Raw genomic sequence first — 16,339 nt, 5'->3', positions numbered from 1 at the left:
AGCAGATCTTTTACGAGATCTGCTTTTTTCTTCATATTCCTGATCACGGTGTGAATGATTAGTTAAAAAGGAGACACTCATGGCGTAATCACTCATTTTGATTTTTTAAAGTCTCTTGGCCAATGGAATACGGCCGAACCTATTCAGAAATACAGGAATCATGCAAGATCCTTTTTTTCTTTCACCTTCCTGGCGATCCAAAACGGCAGATAGAGAAGATAGAAGAAGACGATCGTGACCGCTTCCGCTGATAAAAGATACCATGGCCACGGCCCGAGCACGTCTAACAGCGAAGCTCCGCCGCCCGGCTTTTTCATCATGTACATATAGTTCGACTTCAGCAAACGGTTGATTAAAAAGATGAATGCCCCATAAATATTGACGAGAAGAAACGTGACCCAGAGAGAGCGCACGGTCGGCTTATACTTCTCGGCTGCAATCATCAGAAGGCAGGCCAGTACGACGATTCCGTGGGAAATGAAAAATTCAAAAAAGCGGAAATGAGGAAAGCCGTACCTTCCCAAGTCAGGCGTCAGAATCGCTTGCAAAGCGCTCCCCAAACCGGCAAAATAAAGAAATTTAAACAAGGTGAGATTTTTCGTCAATAACAGAATGATGACAAGATAAACCGAAAGGTCGCTGAGGTGAAGCGGCAAACAATAACGCGGCGTCCAGGAATTTACATAGATAAACCAGGAGTGGTAGCTGATTTCAGAAATCAATAAAACCGCCACAAACGCATAGCGAAGCATCCGGTTCCACCGCGGTTTTTGCAGCGTCTTGCGAAAGACGAACAAACAAACACCGAGCGCTGCAAGCACCAGCAAAGTCAGTATATGAGATGTTGAAAAAAATTGAAACGAGCCGAGTTGATAATCTTTTTGAAAATATGTCTTCATCCTGAACACCCTGTCGTCAAAAATATTTTAGCGTTATTTTGTGACAAACCATGATCTATTATTCAAAAAGGCCGCCGAATGTCCGGCAGCCGGGTGTCACATAGAAATAGAATCGTTTTCTTTTACATTATCATTGACCTGAATCCGTTCAACCTTTCCGACAAGAAAGATGTAGGAAAGGGCTCCCAGAAGGGCAAGGGTGCCGATAAAGACGAGGGCGGGCGCAAAGCTTCCCCCGTTTGCGAGAAAGCCGATGACAATCGGAACGATAACGGAGGCGAGGCTGCCGACAAAATTAAATACTCCGCCGGTCAGTCCGATCAAATGCTTAGGCGCTAAAGACGATACAAGCACCCATGTAATGGAGGCCAGACCGTTTCCAAAAAAGGCAAGCGTCATAAATAAAATGATCAGTGATGTCTGATCGACATAATTGGCACCGATAATGGAAATAGACAGGATCAATCCGGTAATAATCGGTGTTTTGCGGGCAACCCCGGCCGATACGCCCCTTTTGATCAGAAAGTCGGACAGGAAGCCGGACAACAGAACACCGATGAACGCCGCAAGAAACGGAAGCGAGGCGAGAAAACCGGATTGGAGAAAATCAAGGCCTCTATATTTTACAAGGTATGTCGGAAACCATGTCAGAAAAAACCATAAAGTCGAATTAACGGCGAACTGTCCAATATATATACCCCACAGCTTGCGATGAGCGGTCACTTGTTTAAAATGCTTCCAATTAAATGCCGATTTTTCCTTTTCGGAAGTCCGGCCGCGGCGGACGATCCCCCCGCCTTTTTCTATATGATCAAGTTCAGCCTTGTTTACCTTTGGATGACGGTCGGGATCTCGGTAAAAAGTATACCAGATAAGGCCCCAGATGATGCCGATCACCCCAGTTACGATGAACAGGCCGCGCCAGCCGACGACATGCTGGATGGCGCTGAGCGCCGGCGTCAAAAACGCAAGGCCGGCAAATTGCCCCGACGTATAAAATGCAATGGCTGAAGCCCTTTCCTGTTCAGGGAACCATGAAGTCACCACCCGGTTATTGGTCGGAAAAGCCGGCGCTTCAAACGCCCCCGTCGCAAGACGCAACCCGAATAGAGAACCGAAGCCGCGGACAAACCCCTGAAGCAATGTTGCGAGCGACCAAGTAACCAAGGTAAAACCGTAGACAAGCCTCGGGCCAAACCGGTCGACAAGCCCGCCTCCCGGTATTTGCAGGGCGCAGTATGCCCAGCCGAAAGCGGAAAAAATCAAACCTAGTTGAACGGCAGACAAGTTTAAATCGTCTCCAATTGCAGAAGCTGCGACTGAGATATTGCTTCGATCCATATAATTGATCACGACACATACAAAAATAAACAGCAGTACCCGCACTCTAACCTTTGTCGGCTTCTCTTTTACAGCAGCTTGTTTCATGACAGGCCCTCTCCTTTTATTTGTTTGTAATGACGGACATCTTTTGAAAACGGTATCATTTTTACCATTCAGCTATGCTTCCGTCCTTGTGCCGCCATACCGGATTGCGCCAGTTATGCCCGATATCAGCCATTTTCCGGACATGATCTTCATTGATGTCCACCCCAAGGCCCGGGCCATCCGGAATCCGGACATAGCCGTCTTCATAGAAAAACACCTTTTGATCCACTATATAATCAAGCAAATCCGTGCCTTTGTTGTAATGGATTCCTAAGCTTTGTTCCTGTATAAATGCATTGTGGCACGTTGCATCAACCTGAAGGCAGGCCGCCAGAGCGATCGGGCCCAGCGGACAGTGAGGAGCGGCGGCGACATCAAATGCTTCCGCCATCGACAGGATCTTTTTGCATTCGGTAATTCCGCCGGCGTGTGACAAGTCAGGCTGAATAATATCGACATAGCCGTCAGTCAGCAGATCTTTAAACTGCCACTTTGAAAACATTCGTTCTCCGGTCGCAATCGGAATTGAGACGAGGCTGGCGATATCGCGTAGCGCCTCGTTGTTTTCCGGCAGAACAGGCTCTTCTATAAACATCGGGCGAAACGGTTCAAGCTCTTTTGCCAAAATCTTCGCCATCGGCTTGTGCACCCTGCCGTGAAAGTCGATGCCGATTCCAATGTACGGGCCGACAGCTTCTCTGACGGCTGATATTCTTTCAATCACCTGATCGATTTTTTCATGTGAATCAATGTATTGCAGCTCTTCCGTGCCGTTCATTTTGACGGCTGTAAAGCCTTGGTCAACCACCTCCTTGGCAGCGAGGCCGACGTCTTGAGGCCTGTCTCCGCCAATCCAGGAATAGACCTTGATCGATTCCCTGCTCTTCCCTCCGAGCAGCTGATGCACGGGCGCATTGTAAAACTTGCCCTTAATGTCCCAAAGCGCTTGATCGATTCCTGCAATCGCGCTCATCAGAATGGGTCCGCCCCGATAAAATCCGCCTCTGTACATGACATTCCAGTGGTCTTCAATGTTCATCGGGTCTTTGCCGATTAAATATTCCATTAACTCGCCGACAGCCGCCTTAACTGTCGCCGCCTTTCCCTCGATTACCGGCTCTCCCCACCCTGTAATGCCTTCATCCGTTTCGATTTTTAAGAAAAGCCAGCGCGGTGGAATTTGGAAACACTCGAATCCCGTTATTTTCATCTCTGATCTCCCCTTTTACTGTTTTGCTGCTTCAACAAATTGCTTTGCTTTTTTGGACAGCTCTTCTAAAAACGCGTCATTCACATCTTGATGAGCCCTCACAAGTGAACCGCCGATTCCAGCACCGACCGCACCGGCCTGTAAAAACTCGTGAAGGTTTTCCAACCCGACCCCTCCCGTCGGAAGCAGCGGAATATGCGGAAGCGGTCCGTGGATATCTTTGATATAGCCAGGCCCCATCGTTCCGGGAAATACTTTGATGATGTCTCCACCGCTTTCATACGCCGTCAATATTTCCGTCGGGGTAAAGGCGCCCGGAATGCTGATCGCTCCATATCGCTTTGTCAGCTTGATCGTCTCTTCATGAACAGTTGGCGACAGGATAAACCGCGCGCCGGCTAAAAGCGCCGCTCTCGCAGATTCGGGATCAAGAACGGTTCCCGCTCCGATAAGCATTTCGTCTCCAACATCTTCTGAAACCGCTTCAATCGCTTTGATCGCTTGAGGGGAATTAAGCGTAATTTCCACAAGCCTGATGCCGCCCGCTTTTAAGGCGCCGGCAATGCTCACTGCCTCCTCCGGATTGTATCCGCGGATGATCGCAATCACTTTTTGTTCTTTGATTTGTGACAATACATGCATTTCTGCCACCCTTTCTTTACGGTTTTTTATCGGCTGACATCTTCTTCATCAGATTGTTCCATAAACGCAAACAGTGAATCGCTGTCAGGCAGCCCTTCAATATCACCGTTTACCGCAGCTACCATGGCGCCGACGGCACAGCCGCGTTTGACAGCTTCAGAAAGCGGAATATGATCAATCAAACCCGATAATACACCGGCTGCAAAGCCGTCTCCGGCACCCACGGGGTCCGCTGCAGTCTGAATCTGATAGCCTTCCGCATAGCCGTTTTCATTCCCGCTGGAATAATAGGCGCCTTTTGCACCAAGCTTGACGATGGCGGTTTCAGCCCCGTGCCCGCGGATGGCTTCCGCTATTTTTTTCTCATCAGCGGTGCCGAACAAAAAACGCCCTTCGCTCAAGCCGGGAAGCACGATATCAGACTGTTTGATCAAATCAAACATCGTCTGCCGCGCCCGCTCTCCGTCCCAGAGCTTTTTTCGAAAATTCGGATCAAATACAACGCATTTATTGTGCTTTTTGGCGAGCTCCACTGCATAAAACACTGCATCTGAAGCGCTTTCACTTAAAGCCGGGGTAATTCCCGTAATGTATAAAAACCCCGCTTTCTCAATGTATGGCTCATCAATATCGCTTTTTTTCAAAAAACTCGCCGCTGAAAGCGTCCTGTAATAGAAGACATTGACTTTGGCCGCGCTTTTCCTTTCTTTAAAAAACAAACCGGTCGGCGCCGTGTCATCGAGCTTCACTTGGCTGACATCGACTCCTTCTCCTCTGACAGCAGAAAGAATCATCGCCCCGAACTCGTCTTTTCCAAGCCGGGTAATCCAGCCGGCTTTTTTCCCGAGCTTCGAAAGTCCGATCAGCGTGTTGGTTTCTGCGCCCGCTATTCTCACCTGATAGTTTCTTGCGTATCTGAGAGGGCCGTCTTCATTCGGAGTGAACAGCGCCATTGTCTCTCCTATGCTAATAACATCCATCAGAACTTTCCCCCTTTGCTAAAGCGGCTTTTTAAATCCGCCAATGCTTTCTGTAATTTTTCCGGCTGTGTGAAGCAGCTGCTCAACGATAAGCGCCTTTCTTGCGAGCATGCGCTCCTTTGGCCCGGCGGTGCTGATCGCCGCATTCATTACGCCATCCGGACCATAGACAGGAGCCGCCAGACAAAACAAACCTTCTTCATTTTCTTCATTGTCAACGGCATATCCCTGTTCCAAAAATGTCTGCAGCTGCTTTTCCAGCTCATCTCTGGCGGTGATGGTATGCCCGGTAAACCGGATAAATTCCATGCGGTCGAGCAGCCCTTCCCTTTTGTCCTCCGGCATGAATGCCAAAAATACCTTGCCAAGCCCGGTGCAATATAGCGGCTTGCGCGAACCGGGCTGTGCGGTTGTTCTGATTGACCTGTTGTTATCGATTTTTGCGATGTAGACGAGCTGATCATCGGATAGAACGGCCATAAACACCGTCTCCTGAACGCCGTCCATCAGCTGTTTTAAAAACGGAACACCTTGCGACGAAATGTCGATCGACTCCATGGCAGCGGTTCCAACTTGGATCAGTTTTGCCCCCAGCCTGTAACGCTTGATAGCATCCTGCTGAAGGTATCCTTCATCCAAAAGTGTAGCGGCCAAATTGAATGTACTGCTCTGCGGCAGCGACAATTCTTTGCTGATCTCCTTTACGGTTAATCCATCCGGATGATTTGACAGCAATTCAAATATACGTACAACACGTACCGCGGATTTTACTGACATGACACCCTCCAACATTCACATATGTGATTCAAAATCAGGATCCTGATAATTCGGACGTATTCTAAACAGAAAGAATGCTCACGTCAACCATCCTATTAAACAAAAAAACTTTTTTATCAAACTTCAAATTACTGGTCTATCGAATCATTTATCAGATGCATGCAGGATTCACCCGCTCAGCTGCGAATATCTCTTCTCAGGAAAACAAGACCATCAAGGAGGTTTATGTATGAAGAGAAAAATGATGATGATCGGATTGGCGCTATCCGTAATAGCAGGCGGCGTGTTCGCCGATGGAACGGGAAATGCTGTTCAAGCGGCGCCTCAGGAAACAGCCATCGCAAAAGATGTCGAAAAATTCAGCAAAAAATTCAACGAAAATCGCGCCTATCAAACGATTTACCATTTAAGCGAAACAATCGGACCGCGTGTGACAGGCACGGCGGAAGAAAAAAAGAGCGCCGCTTTCATCGCCTCACAGATGAAAAAATCAAATCTGAAAGTGACCACACAAACCTTCAGCATACCTGATCGGCTGGAAGGAACGCTTACCGTTCAGGGAAATAACGTGCCTTCGCGGCCTGCCGCCGGTTCCGCCCCGACAGCAGCAGAAGGCCTGGCAGCTCCTCTCTATGATGCCGGCCTCGGCCTGCCCGGCGACTTCACCGAGGAAGCGAGAGGCAAAATCGCCGTCATTTTAAGAGGCGAGCTGACATTCTATGAAAAAGCAAAAAACGCTGCTGACGCAGGCGCAAGCGGAGTGATCATTTATAATAACGTCGACGGTCTCGTCCCTCTGACTCCGAATCTCAGCGGTAATAAAGTCGATGTTCCGGTAGTCGGCGTCAAAAAGGAAGACGGAGAAAAGCTGCTTTCTGAACAAGAAGCGATCTTGAAGCTGAAGGCTCATAAAAATCAAACATCGCAAAACGTGATCGGCGTCCGCAAAGCAAAAGGTGTCAAAAATCCGGACATCGTGTATGTGACTTCGCATTATGACAGCGTCCCTTATGCTCCCGGAGCCAATGACAATGCCTCCGGCACTTCAGTCGTCCTTGAACTGGCCCGGATCATGAAGACGGTTCCAGCCGACAAAGAAATTCGCTTTATTACATTCGGTGCCGAAGAAATCGGTCTCCTCGGATCGCGCCATTATGTCAGCACCTTGTCAGAGCGGGAAGTCAAACAGAGCGTTGCCAACTTTAACTTAGATATGGTGGCGACAAGCTGGGAAAATGCTTCACAGCTGTACATCAATACACCCGACGGTTCGGCAAACCTCGTCTGGGAGCTAAGTAAAGCCGCTTCTTTAAGCCTTGGGAAAGACGTATTATTTTTACATCAAGGCGGTTCATCCGACCATGTCCCATTCCATGAAGCCGGCATCGACTCGGCCAACTTCATTTGGAGAGAGCCGGGAACAGGTGCATTGGAGCCTTGGTACCACACTCCTTACGACACGATTGAACACATCAGCAAAGACAGGCTGAAAACAGCCGGTCAAATCTCGGGAACAGCCGTGTATAACCTGAGCAAAAAAGAAAACAGAAAACCGTCTTACAGCTCAGTCGCCCAATAATATTAAAAAGGAGCAGATCGAATTGATCTGCTCTTTTTTTTATACCGCTTCTTTTCAATCCTTCATCAGCTTAATAAACCGGAAGCTCATCAAAACGCTGCCGATGGCAACCACAATCATGACCACCCCCAGATCCTGAAAATGACCCGCGGTTATTTCTTCTCCAAACAACAGACCCAGAATGACGGACGAAAAGATCGAGCCAAGATAGCGGCATGTTTGGAAGAGCCCCGAAGTGGTCCCGACGATGTCCGGCGGACTTGCCGTAAACATGGCAGCCTGCAGGGCGACATTGCCGAGTCCGTAGCTGACCCCCAGCAAAGAGAGGATAATGCCTTTCCACAACATCGGTGCATCGACAAAAAACAATGTAAGCAGGATGGCGCCGGCCGCCATTATGCAAGAACCAATGAAAACAGGCTGCGTTTCACCTGAACGGTCAATCCATCTCCCGACGAAAGGTGAAATCAATACGCTCGTCCCGGACATGAACAGCATCAAAAGACCGCTCGCTTGAACGGAAAGGTGCATTTCATCCTGAAAATAACTCGGAAGTCCAAAAAACAAACAGTAGTTAAAGATGTTCAGCATAATAAATTGAGCATAGACCGAAGTTAGCGTCCTGCGCGCGATCAACAGTCTGATATCAATAAACGGGCTGCTCACTCTCAGCTCCCACCAAACAAACATCAAAAGCAAGACAAGCCCGAACATCCCCTCGGCAAAACGGGGCTCGCCCGTGCTCAATGAGAGCAGGAATGCCAGCAGGAGAACGATTCCGCCCGCAAACAGAAGAATCCCGGTCAGATCAAGCCGCTTGATGACGGCGCGGACATTTAAGCCGGCTTTTTTCTCATCTTTCGGAAACATGTACATCCCCAGCAAAAAGCTGAACAAAATAAATGGAAAGTTCACAAGGAAAATGGCGGGCCATCCCCCGAGAACGATTAAAAATCCCCCCACAGTCGGTCCAAAAGCGGTCATAGCCGAAGAAAAAATGGACAGCACACTTAGTGCTGACGCCCGCTTTTCATGAATGTGGCTTCTGATCAGGCCCACTCCCGAAGGATAAATGGCGCCGCTCCCAATCGATTGAAACAAACGCATGATCAGCAAGACGGAAAAAGCCGGTGCGAGAGGAGCGCCGATTGCCGATACGGCAACGAGAACAAGCCCTGACAAAAACATCTTTTTCCGACCGATTAAATCGCCGATTTTTCCCGTGACAGGCTGCGCGACCGCACTGGCTAAATAAAAAGATGAAATCAGCCACGATACGGTTGCAAATGAAAGATGAAACTCATGCTGGATGCTGTGCAGCGCCAAAGAAATCATTGAAGAATTGAGCGGATTCAGCATCGTCCCTGATGCAACGGCTGTTAAAAACAGGGCGCGGTTCTTTTTCAATCCGGCCATTTACTTAGGGTAAAGCAGCCTTTCGCCAGCTCCGTCCGCTTTACCTTCCGCACCCGCATCACGGTCGAAAGCATTGCCGACGGTCCCGTATAAAGCAGCATCAAGCCGTTGCGACTCCCGGTTCATCATCGCTGCCGCTCCGTTTTGCAAACCGCATTCCGCAAGTTTTTCAATATCCGATTTCATTTTTAGACCTCCTCGTGCTCTTATCATTTTCTTGTTTTCTTTTTTCGATTCATGACAGTCATAACCTTTGATACAAAGGAGCGTTCTTCCTCTTTTCTTTTAGTTGAAAAACATATTTGACGAAGCTGGCATAGTGAAAAGTTCACAAAAGAAGAGCGCGAAGGCATCGCCGGGCCATGATTTCCAAAACAAAAAGCGGAAAGAAGTCGAGCGTCTTGCCGGAGATCAGGTGAAAGTGTGGATGAAGAGCGCGCTCGGCAAACTGCAGGGCGAATACCGGACGGACGTCTTGAAATTCTGGAATCGAAAAAGCGGAAGGGAAATGGGATGAGATTTTCACCGAATCCGATATTACATATGAGGTTGATATTCAAGGATTGACAACTTCGGGTCAAGCGGCAAAAAAAAATAGCAGCCGGGCTAAAAAATGCCCGGCTGCTTTTTATTGATCCGCTTTTGTTCGAATATGAAGCATCTTTTCATCCAGATAGTTCGCGATGTCAGCCGCTTCTTTCAGCTCATCCGTGAGCTGGTTCGGCACTTCATTGTTCAATTTGTAGTAGATTTTATGTTCGAGGCTCGCCCAGAAATCCATCGCGATCGTCCTGATTTGAATCTCCACCTTGGCGTGCTCGACGCGGTTGGTCAAGTAAACAGGCACTTCTACAATCAGATGGAGGCTCCTGTATCCGTTCGGCTTCGGATTTTTAATGTAGTCTTTCATGTTTAAAATCTTGATGTCTTCGTGTTCCTTCAGCACTTCAACCATATTGTAAATATCGGATAAAAACGAGCAGACGATTCTGAGACCTGCGATATCATTGATGTGCTCCTTAGCGGCCTTTGTGGTAATATCGCAGCCCTTCCGCACAAGCTTGTTGATCAGGCTTTCAAAGCTTTTTACCCTTGATTTCGTATGCTCAATCGGGTTATGGCCATGGATTAAATTATATTCCTGGCTGATAATCGAAAATTTCGTATCCATTTGATCCAAGGCAAATTTATAGACAAGGAGTTCGTTCTTCCAGTCCTCCATCAGGTTTCTTAAATCTTCTATCTGGGCTTCAGGCAGTCCTATCATCTTATCTATCGCCATATCCATTATATTTTTCTCCTTATGACATCATATCGTTTTTTCAGTTAGTAGACGGGCACATCCACGGTAAAGTTTCGACTTAAATCGCAAGATCAAAAAGTGGTCTGGTTGATCATTTTCCACTTTTATAAATTTATTTCCCTTTCAAAAGTCATAAAACATTCATATTCTGTATTACCACTTTTCGGAGGTGAGAATATGTCATACTCTAATAGCTTCGCTTTGATCGTTGTATTATTTATTTTGCTGATCATTGTGGGTTCCGCTTTTGTAAAGTATTAATTCCTTCACGCACTTCCGACAAACTGCAGGTTCATATCGAAAAGCGCTCCGCTTTTCATATGAGCCTGTTTTTTTTGTGATTTAAAAAGAAGTTATTTCCACAATAACAAAAAATGTTTATAATAGGATAGGCTCTGAGCTGACAACGCTCAGAAATAAAACTCTCCCACAAATGAAACTTTTATACAACATTTTCGTCTTATACTGTTGTTAAGGCAATTCAATAACGGAAAGGAAAAGATCAATGTTAAATAAGCTAAAAATGTTGTATGAAAAAACAACAATGAAGTGGCTGCTCAACACTTCCTATTACTTTCTTATTCTCGTACTGCTGTTTTTAATTTACGGATTCCACACAGCAAATACAGGTTCATATATTTATAATGACTTTTAATGGAGAAAAAAACAATGAAACTGATAGAAACTATTAAAAAATACGCGCAAACACAACCCGATACCCTTGCTTTTGTGAATGAAGAAGAAAAGCTGACATACGGAGAGCTTTGGTCACAATCTGAGCGCCTTGCCGCGCGGATTCAAAGCGAAGCATTAACAGAGGCTTCTCCGATCATTGTCTACGGACATATGAAACCGGTCATGGCGGTTTCTTTCCTGGCTTGCGTGAAAGCCGGCCATCCGTACATTCCAGTTGACGTATCGATTCCGGCAGACCGGATTCTGAAAATCATCAACAGCTCAAAAGCCGAGCTTATACTCAATAACTCAGGCACTTCGGTTGACACGGGAGATGCCCTCATTTCCGTTGTGGAACCGGGCGTTCTTGAAGGAGACGGGGTGCCGGAGACAGATCCCGGACGCTGGGTTCACGGTGAAGATACCTTTTACATTATCTACACATCCGGAAGCACGGGAAATCCAAAAGGCGTGCAAATCTCAGCCGCTAATCTTCAGAGCTTCACAGATTGGATCACGAATGACTTTCCGGTGGAAAGCGGCCAAGTGTTCTTAAATCAAGCCCCGTTTTCCTTTGATTTATCGGTGATGGACCTTTATCCGTGCCTGCAGTCCGGAGGCACATTATGGACGGTTACGAAAGATATGATTAACCGGCCGAAACTGTTGTTTGAAGCGCTGAAACAATCCAACGTCAACGTCTGGACATCAACGCCTTCATTCGCACAAATGTGCTTGATGGATCCGTCTTATTCTGAAGAGCTGCTTCCTGAACTGAGCTTGTTTATGTTCTGCGGAGAAACGCTTCCCGCGTCAGTCGCCAGACAACTTAAAGAGAGATTTCCGAAGGCTCGTGTTTTTAACACATACGGCCCGACCGAAGCGACTGTTGCCGTCACTTCCATCGAAGTAACAGACGACGTATTAAACAAGTATTCTTCTCTTCCCGTCGGTTCTGAAAAGCCGGAAACCGAGATCGTGATCATCGATGAAGACGGAAAAGCCGTCCAAGAAGGGGAAAAAGGCGAGATCATTATTACCGGAGCCAGCGTCAGCAAAGGCTATTTAGGCGAAAAAGCGCTGACGGAAAAAGCGTTTTTCTCTTACAACGGCGCCCCTGCTTATCGCACCGGTGACGCAGGGTACAAAGAAAACGGCCAGCTGTTCTTCCTCGGAAGACTCGATTTCCAAATCAAACTGCATGGCTACCGGATTGAGCTTGAAGAGATCGAATACCAAATCAATCAGTCCCGATACGTGCAGTCGGCGGTCGTTATTCCATACTACCGCGAGGAGAAAATCGAGTATCTGATCGCCATGATCGTGCCTGCCGAACACGATTTCGAAAAGGAATACCAGTTAACCAGCGCGATTAAGAAAGATTTGGGCAGCAAGCTGCCTGCATATATGATTCCGAGAAAATTCATGTATCAAAAAGAGATTCCGATGACAGCAAACGGTAAAATTGACCGCAAGAGATTAAAAGAAGAGGTAACCGTATGACACCCTATGGTTCATTTCTTTTCTTCATCATATTAGGAATTTTACTGGCGCCGACCATCATTCTCGGACTGAACGGAAAAAGCTTCCGCTTATATAACATGGCTGTTTCCGTTCTGATTCTGGCGCTTATTTTTTCAAACAGCCTGCACGGGCTGATCATGCTGTGCCTGTTTACGCTTTGGCAGATGGTTCTGATCAAAGGCTATATCGCTTACCGTCTCAAAGCGAACAGCGGCATCGTATTTTGTCTCGCTGCAGCAGCTTCTATCCTGCCTCTGGCACTGTCAAAGCTGCTGCCGTTTTTCGCCGTTGACAACTGGGCAACATTTCTCGGTATCTCGTATTTAACTTTTAAAGGGGTTCAGCTCATCATTGAAACCCGCGACGGTCTCATTAAAAAGCAGCTCCCAATCAGCAGACTGCTTTACTTTATTCTCTTTTTCCCGACCATCTCGTCAGGTCCGATCGACAGGTACCGCCGTTTTGAAAAAGACGATCAGACGGTATGGACGAAGGAGCAATACGAAGAACTGCTTTACAAAGGAATCAATAAAATCTTTCTCGGCTTTTTATATAAATTCATTATCGGCTATTGTATTAATACGTATGTCATTATGAAACTGCCGTTTTTGACTTCCGGCAGCATCTCGCATGGCTTGGCATACATGTATGCGTACAGCCTTTATCTGTTTTTTGATTTTGCCGGCTACACTGCTTTTGCGGTCGGCGTCAGCTATATCATGGGAATCAAATCCCCTGAAAACTTTAATAAGCCGTTCATCAGCCGCAATATTAAAGATTTCTGGAACCGCTGGCATATGTCGCTTTCATTCTGGTTCAGAGACTACGTGTTCATGCGCTTTGTCCTTTGGATGACGAAGAAAAAATGGATCACAAACCGGATGGCTGTTTCCAATATCGGATATGTGCTGCTGTTCCTTCTGATGGGTGTCTGGCACGGCCTTGCCCCTCAGTACATCGTCTACGGGCTGTATCACGCGCTGCTCATGGTCGGCTTTAACTTCTTTGAAAAATGGAATAAGAAATACAAGTGGTGGCCGAACAATAAGTGGACGACAGCCGTCTCAGTCGTGGTGACCTTCCACTTCGTATGTTTTGGATTTTTAATTTTCTCAGGGAAACTAATACACTAAAAGGAGATTTTCATAATGGATTTTAATCAAGAAGTACTTTCAGTTTTAGCAGAGGTATGTCAGGACGATATCGTAAAGGAAAATCCGGATATTGATATTTTTGAAGAGGGAATCCTCGATTCCTTCGGCACGGTGGAATTGCTGCTTGCATTCGAAAGCCACTTTAACATCACAGTGCCGATTACAGAGTTTGACCGGGATGCATGGAACACGCCAAATCAAATCATAAAGCAGCTGAATGAGTTGAGATAATGAAAAAGCGTTTTTTATTCGGGCCAATCATCTTGGCATTTTTACTTTTTTTCACCGCGATCTTGATTCCAAATGCATGGCTGGCAAAACTGGTTCCTAAAGATCGTGTCGAAACTTCAGCTACAGAAATAAACCCGATGATGTTCCAGGGTATGTATCTTCAAGGCAAAGCGCTTGAAGATCCGAAATATCTGCCGATTTACGGATCATCGGAATTGTCCCGGTTAGATGCCTTTCATCCGTCTAACTATTTTAAAGTAAACAACCAAGGGTTCACGCCTTACCTGGTCGGGAAAGGCGGTTCACAGTCCTTGATTCATGCAATCAACTTTGCGGCGCAGTCTGGTCAATTAAAGGGCAAGAAAATCGTTTTCATTATTTCTCCGCAGTGGTTTCAAAAAGACGGCTCGGACGAATCCCACTTTGCGCCGAACTTCTCGGCTTTGCAGGCATACGATCTTGTGTTCAATCAAAATGTCGATCCCGAGCTGAAGAAAAAAATCATCAAACGCATGCTTAAATTTCATGCAGTTACAAACGACGCTCTGCTTTCAGCCCTTTTTAAAGCCGAGCTCGATCAGGACAAAGTGGCGCTGTCCCTTCTGACGCCGCCGGCAAAAGCTTACCGGAGCATTCTGGAGAAAAAGGACATCTACTATTCCATGGTTGAAGGAAACGGACCGAAGCGGACCATTTCCCAGGATGTAAAAAACAAATCGTGGGATGAATTAAAGCAGATGGCCGAAAAGGTCGGCGCCAAAGAATCCCGCAACAATGAGTTTAAAATTTCAAACGGCGTTTATAAGAAATTGAAGCCGAAGCTGAAAAAGCTTAAAGGCCACAATAAAAAGATGAACTATGCCGAGTCAGTCGAGTTCCACGATTTCCATCTCATGATGGATGTTCTGAAAGAATCCGGCGCAGAACCGCTGTTCATCTCGGTTCCGGTCCACGGCAAGTTTTACGACTATACCGGCTTCCCTAAAAAAGGCCGGACAGATTTCTATAAAAAGATTAAAAAAGAAATCGAACAAGAAGGCTTTCAAGTTGCTGATTTAACGAATCATGAATATGATCCATACTTCTTGAAAGATACGCTCCACCTTGGCTGGAAAGGCTGGGTTTACGTCGATCAGGAGATCGAATCCTTTTATAAAAAGTCATCATAAAAAAGGATTCCCCCATGGGGAGTCCTTTTTTTGTCCGATTTAAATTTTTAAAGTTTCCAAAAATTCTATTTTACAAATTTCTCTGAAATCTATTGCGATTATCAAGAGAAGGTTTAAAATAGAAGATAAATATTTTTTGGAAAAAGACTAGAAACGGCAGGGAGAATGAATATGACAAAACAAACGATCAGCGTACAGCTCAGTACAGCAAAAAAGCAAAAGCCAGAGGCTGACCGGCTCGAATTCGGCCGGACCTTTACCGACCACATGTTTATCATGGACTATACGGCTGAAAACGGCTGGCACGATCCGAGAATCGTTCCTTATCAGCCGATTGAAATGGACCCGGCTGCAATGGTTTACCACTACGGGCAGTCCGTTTTTGAAGGGTTAAAAGCTTACTTATCAAGCGAAGGCAGTGTTCTTCTGTTCAGACCTGAAAAAAACGTCGAGAGGCTCAATAAATCCAACGACCGCCTCTGCATTCCGCGGGTTGATCCTGACACCGTTCTGGAAGGGCTGAAGCAGCTGGTTCAGATCGACAAAGAGTGGATTCCTCAAGCTGAGGGGACATCCCTTTATATCCGTCCGTTCATTATTTCAACGGAACCGTACCTCGGCGTCGCTCCGTCCAATATGTATAAAATGCTGATCATTTTATCGCCGGTTGGATCTTATTACAAAGAAGGCATCCACCCTGTGAAAATTGCCGTTGAAAGCGAATTTGTCCGTGCTGTGGCAGGCGGTACAGGCAATGCGAAAACGGCCGGCAACTACGCGGCGAGCCTGAAGGCTCAGGAAGTGGCGGAAAGCAAAGGCTTCTCGCAAGTACTTTGGCTTGACGGAGTAGAAAAGAAATACATTGAAGAAGTAGGCAGCATGAACATCTTCTTCAAAATCAGCGGTGAAATTGTCACTCCGGCTCTAAACGGAAGTATTTTGGAAGGCATTACGAGAAATTCCGTCATTCATCTATTAAAACAATGGGGACTTTCCGTAACCGAAAGGAAAATTTCAGTTGATGAACTGGTTCAGGCTCACAAAGATGGTCTGCTTGAAGAAGCGTTCGGCACCGGAACCGCCGCTGTCATTTCCCCGGTCGGCGAGCTGATCTGGAAAAACGAAAGCCTTGTGATCAACAGCGGACAAACAGGCGAAATCGCCAAAAGGCTCTACCAAACGATCACCGGTATTCAAAAAGGCGCTTTGCCTGACACATTCGGCTGGACAGTTGAAGTTGATAAAGTCAGCCAATCCTGCTAAGCGGTTTAAGCTCTCTTTTGCAAAAAAGAGGGCTTGCACCCTTATCGCGAAATGTACCGGCGGCAGGCTCTGTTTCCACACCGCTCGCC

Annotated in this window: 18 protein-coding genes; 9 read left to right on the top strand and 9 right to left on the bottom strand. The window is 46.7% G+C overall.

All coding sequences use genetic code 11. The features are described 5' to 3' along the window. Window positions 1-158 precede the first annotated feature (158 nt). From M1E06_RS01405 to M1E06_RS01380, 6 genes are all read right to left on the bottom strand, one after another. Entirely contained in the window at window positions 159-899 is a 741-nt protein-coding gene (locus M1E06_RS01405) for a YwaF family protein (RefSeq protein WP_023856971.1), read from the bottom strand. Window positions 900-995: 96 nt separating this feature from the next. Then, window positions 996-2,327, bottom strand: a complete 1,332-nt coding sequence (locus tag M1E06_RS01400) for an MFS transporter (protein WP_023856970.1) — start codon at window positions 2,325-2,327, stop codon at window positions 996-998. Between the two features lie 61 nt (window positions 2,328-2,388). Next, window positions 2,389-3,537 carry a galactonate dehydratase gene (dgoD, locus tag M1E06_RS01395; protein ID WP_023856969.1) on the bottom strand — a complete coding sequence of 383 codons (1,149 nt, stop codon included), beginning with the start codon at window positions 3,535-3,537 and terminating at the stop codon, window positions 2,389-2,391. Window positions 3,538-3,552: 15 nt separating this feature from the next. Continuing rightward, on the bottom strand, window positions 3,553-4,179 hold the full coding sequence (locus M1E06_RS01390; RefSeq protein WP_023856968.1) for a bifunctional 4-hydroxy-2-oxoglutarate aldolase/2-dehydro-3-deoxy-phosphogluconate aldolase: 627 nt from the start codon (window positions 4,177-4,179) through the stop codon (window positions 3,553-3,555). Between the two features lie 26 nt (window positions 4,180-4,205). After that, a complete protein-coding gene (locus tag M1E06_RS01385) occupies window positions 4,206-5,159 on the bottom strand; it encodes a sugar kinase (RefSeq protein ID WP_026580292.1) in 954 nt (317 codons plus the stop codon). A gap of 18 nt (window positions 5,160-5,177) precedes the next feature. Next, a complete protein-coding gene (locus M1E06_RS01380) occupies window positions 5,178-5,936 on the bottom strand; it encodes an IclR family transcriptional regulator (RefSeq protein WP_035337962.1) in 759 nt (252 codons plus the stop codon). A 229-nt stretch (window positions 5,937-6,165) separates the two neighbouring features. Between M1E06_RS01380 and M1E06_RS01375 the strand changes: the two genes are divergently transcribed. After that, window positions 6,166-7,515: a M28 family peptidase gene (locus M1E06_RS01375; RefSeq protein ID WP_026580293.1), complete on the top strand. Its 1,350-nt coding sequence runs from the start codon at window positions 6,166-6,168 to the stop codon at window positions 7,513-7,515. Window positions 7,516-7,569: 54 nt separating this feature from the next. On the opposite strand, the gene M1E06_RS01370 is transcribed toward M1E06_RS01375, so the two are convergent. Together M1E06_RS01370 and M1E06_RS01365 are read right to left on the bottom strand one after the other, a co-directional pair. After that, window positions 7,570-8,931 carry an MFS transporter gene (locus tag M1E06_RS01370; protein WP_023856964.1) on the bottom strand — a complete coding sequence of 454 codons (1,362 nt, stop codon included), beginning with the start codon at window positions 8,929-8,931 and terminating at the stop codon, window positions 7,570-7,572. Continuing rightward, the gene (locus M1E06_RS01365) at window positions 8,932-9,117 is read right to left on the bottom strand and encodes a hypothetical protein (RefSeq protein WP_023856963.1); all 186 of its coding nucleotides are present in this window, start codon (window positions 9,115-9,117) and stop codon (window positions 8,932-8,934) included. It abuts the gene before it with no gap. Between the two features lie 133 nt (window positions 9,118-9,250). Here M1E06_RS01365 and M1E06_RS01360 point away from each other — a divergent pair, with 133 nt between their 5' ends. After that, window positions 9,251-9,448, top strand: a complete 198-nt coding sequence (locus M1E06_RS01360) for a hypothetical protein (RefSeq protein ID WP_165973178.1) — start codon at window positions 9,251-9,253, stop codon at window positions 9,446-9,448. Window positions 9,449-9,559: 111 nt separating this feature from the next. Here M1E06_RS01360 and M1E06_RS01355 read toward each other — a convergent pair whose 3' ends face one another. Next, a complete protein-coding gene (locus M1E06_RS01355) occupies window positions 9,560-10,198 on the bottom strand; it encodes a GTP pyrophosphokinase (protein WP_031305127.1) in 639 nt (212 codons plus the stop codon). Between the two features lie 213 nt (window positions 10,199-10,411). On the opposite strand from M1E06_RS01355, the gene M1E06_RS01350 reads away from it, so the two are divergent. The 7 genes from M1E06_RS01350 (at window position 10,412) to M1E06_RS01320 (ending at window position 16,250) form a co-directional block, all read left to right on the top strand. Further along, on the top strand, window positions 10,412-10,495 hold the full coding sequence (locus tag M1E06_RS01350) for a YjcZ family sporulation protein (protein ID WP_016885663.1): 84 nt from the start codon (window positions 10,412-10,414) through the stop codon (window positions 10,493-10,495). Between the two features lie 244 nt (window positions 10,496-10,739). Then, window positions 10,740-10,889: a teichoic acid D-Ala incorporation-associated protein DltX gene (locus tag M1E06_RS01345; protein ID WP_023856959.1), complete on the top strand. Its 150-nt coding sequence runs from the start codon at window positions 10,740-10,742 to the stop codon at window positions 10,887-10,889. A gap of 14 nt (window positions 10,890-10,903) precedes the next feature. After that, on the top strand, window positions 10,904-12,412 hold the full coding sequence (dltA, locus tag M1E06_RS01340) for a D-alanine--poly(phosphoribitol) ligase subunit DltA (protein ID WP_023856958.1): 1,509 nt from the start codon (window positions 10,904-10,906) through the stop codon (window positions 12,410-12,412). Further along, window positions 12,409-13,566, top strand: coding sequence for a D-alanyl-lipoteichoic acid biosynthesis protein DltB (dltB, locus tag M1E06_RS01335; RefSeq protein WP_026580295.1), 1,158 nt, complete (start codon window positions 12,409-12,411; stop codon window positions 13,564-13,566). Before dltA ends, dltB begins: the two co-directional genes overlap by 4 nt. A 15-nt stretch (window positions 13,567-13,581) precedes the next feature. Then, window positions 13,582-13,818, top strand: coding sequence for a D-alanine--poly(phosphoribitol) ligase subunit 2 (gene dltC / locus M1E06_RS01330; RefSeq protein ID WP_003186284.1), 237 nt, complete (start codon window positions 13,582-13,584; stop codon window positions 13,816-13,818). Beyond that, window positions 13,818-14,987, top strand: coding sequence for a D-alanyl-lipoteichoic acid biosynthesis protein DltD (gene dltD, locus M1E06_RS01325; protein ID WP_025810589.1), 1,170 nt, complete (start codon window positions 13,818-13,820; stop codon window positions 14,985-14,987). The genes dltC and dltD overlap by 1 nt, the downstream gene beginning before the upstream one ends. Before the next feature lie 171 nt (window positions 14,988-15,158). Beyond that, window positions 15,159-16,250, top strand: coding sequence for a branched-chain amino acid aminotransferase (locus tag M1E06_RS01320; protein ID WP_020453399.1), 1,092 nt, complete (start codon window positions 15,159-15,161; stop codon window positions 16,248-16,250). The last annotated feature ends 89 nt before the right edge of the window (window positions 16,251-16,339 follow it).

It is taken from the genome of Bacillus sp. AK124 (assembly GCF_053903085.1).
Note: the sequence above shows the minus strand (reverse complement) of the source record. Positions and strands in the feature narration are given on the sequence as shown.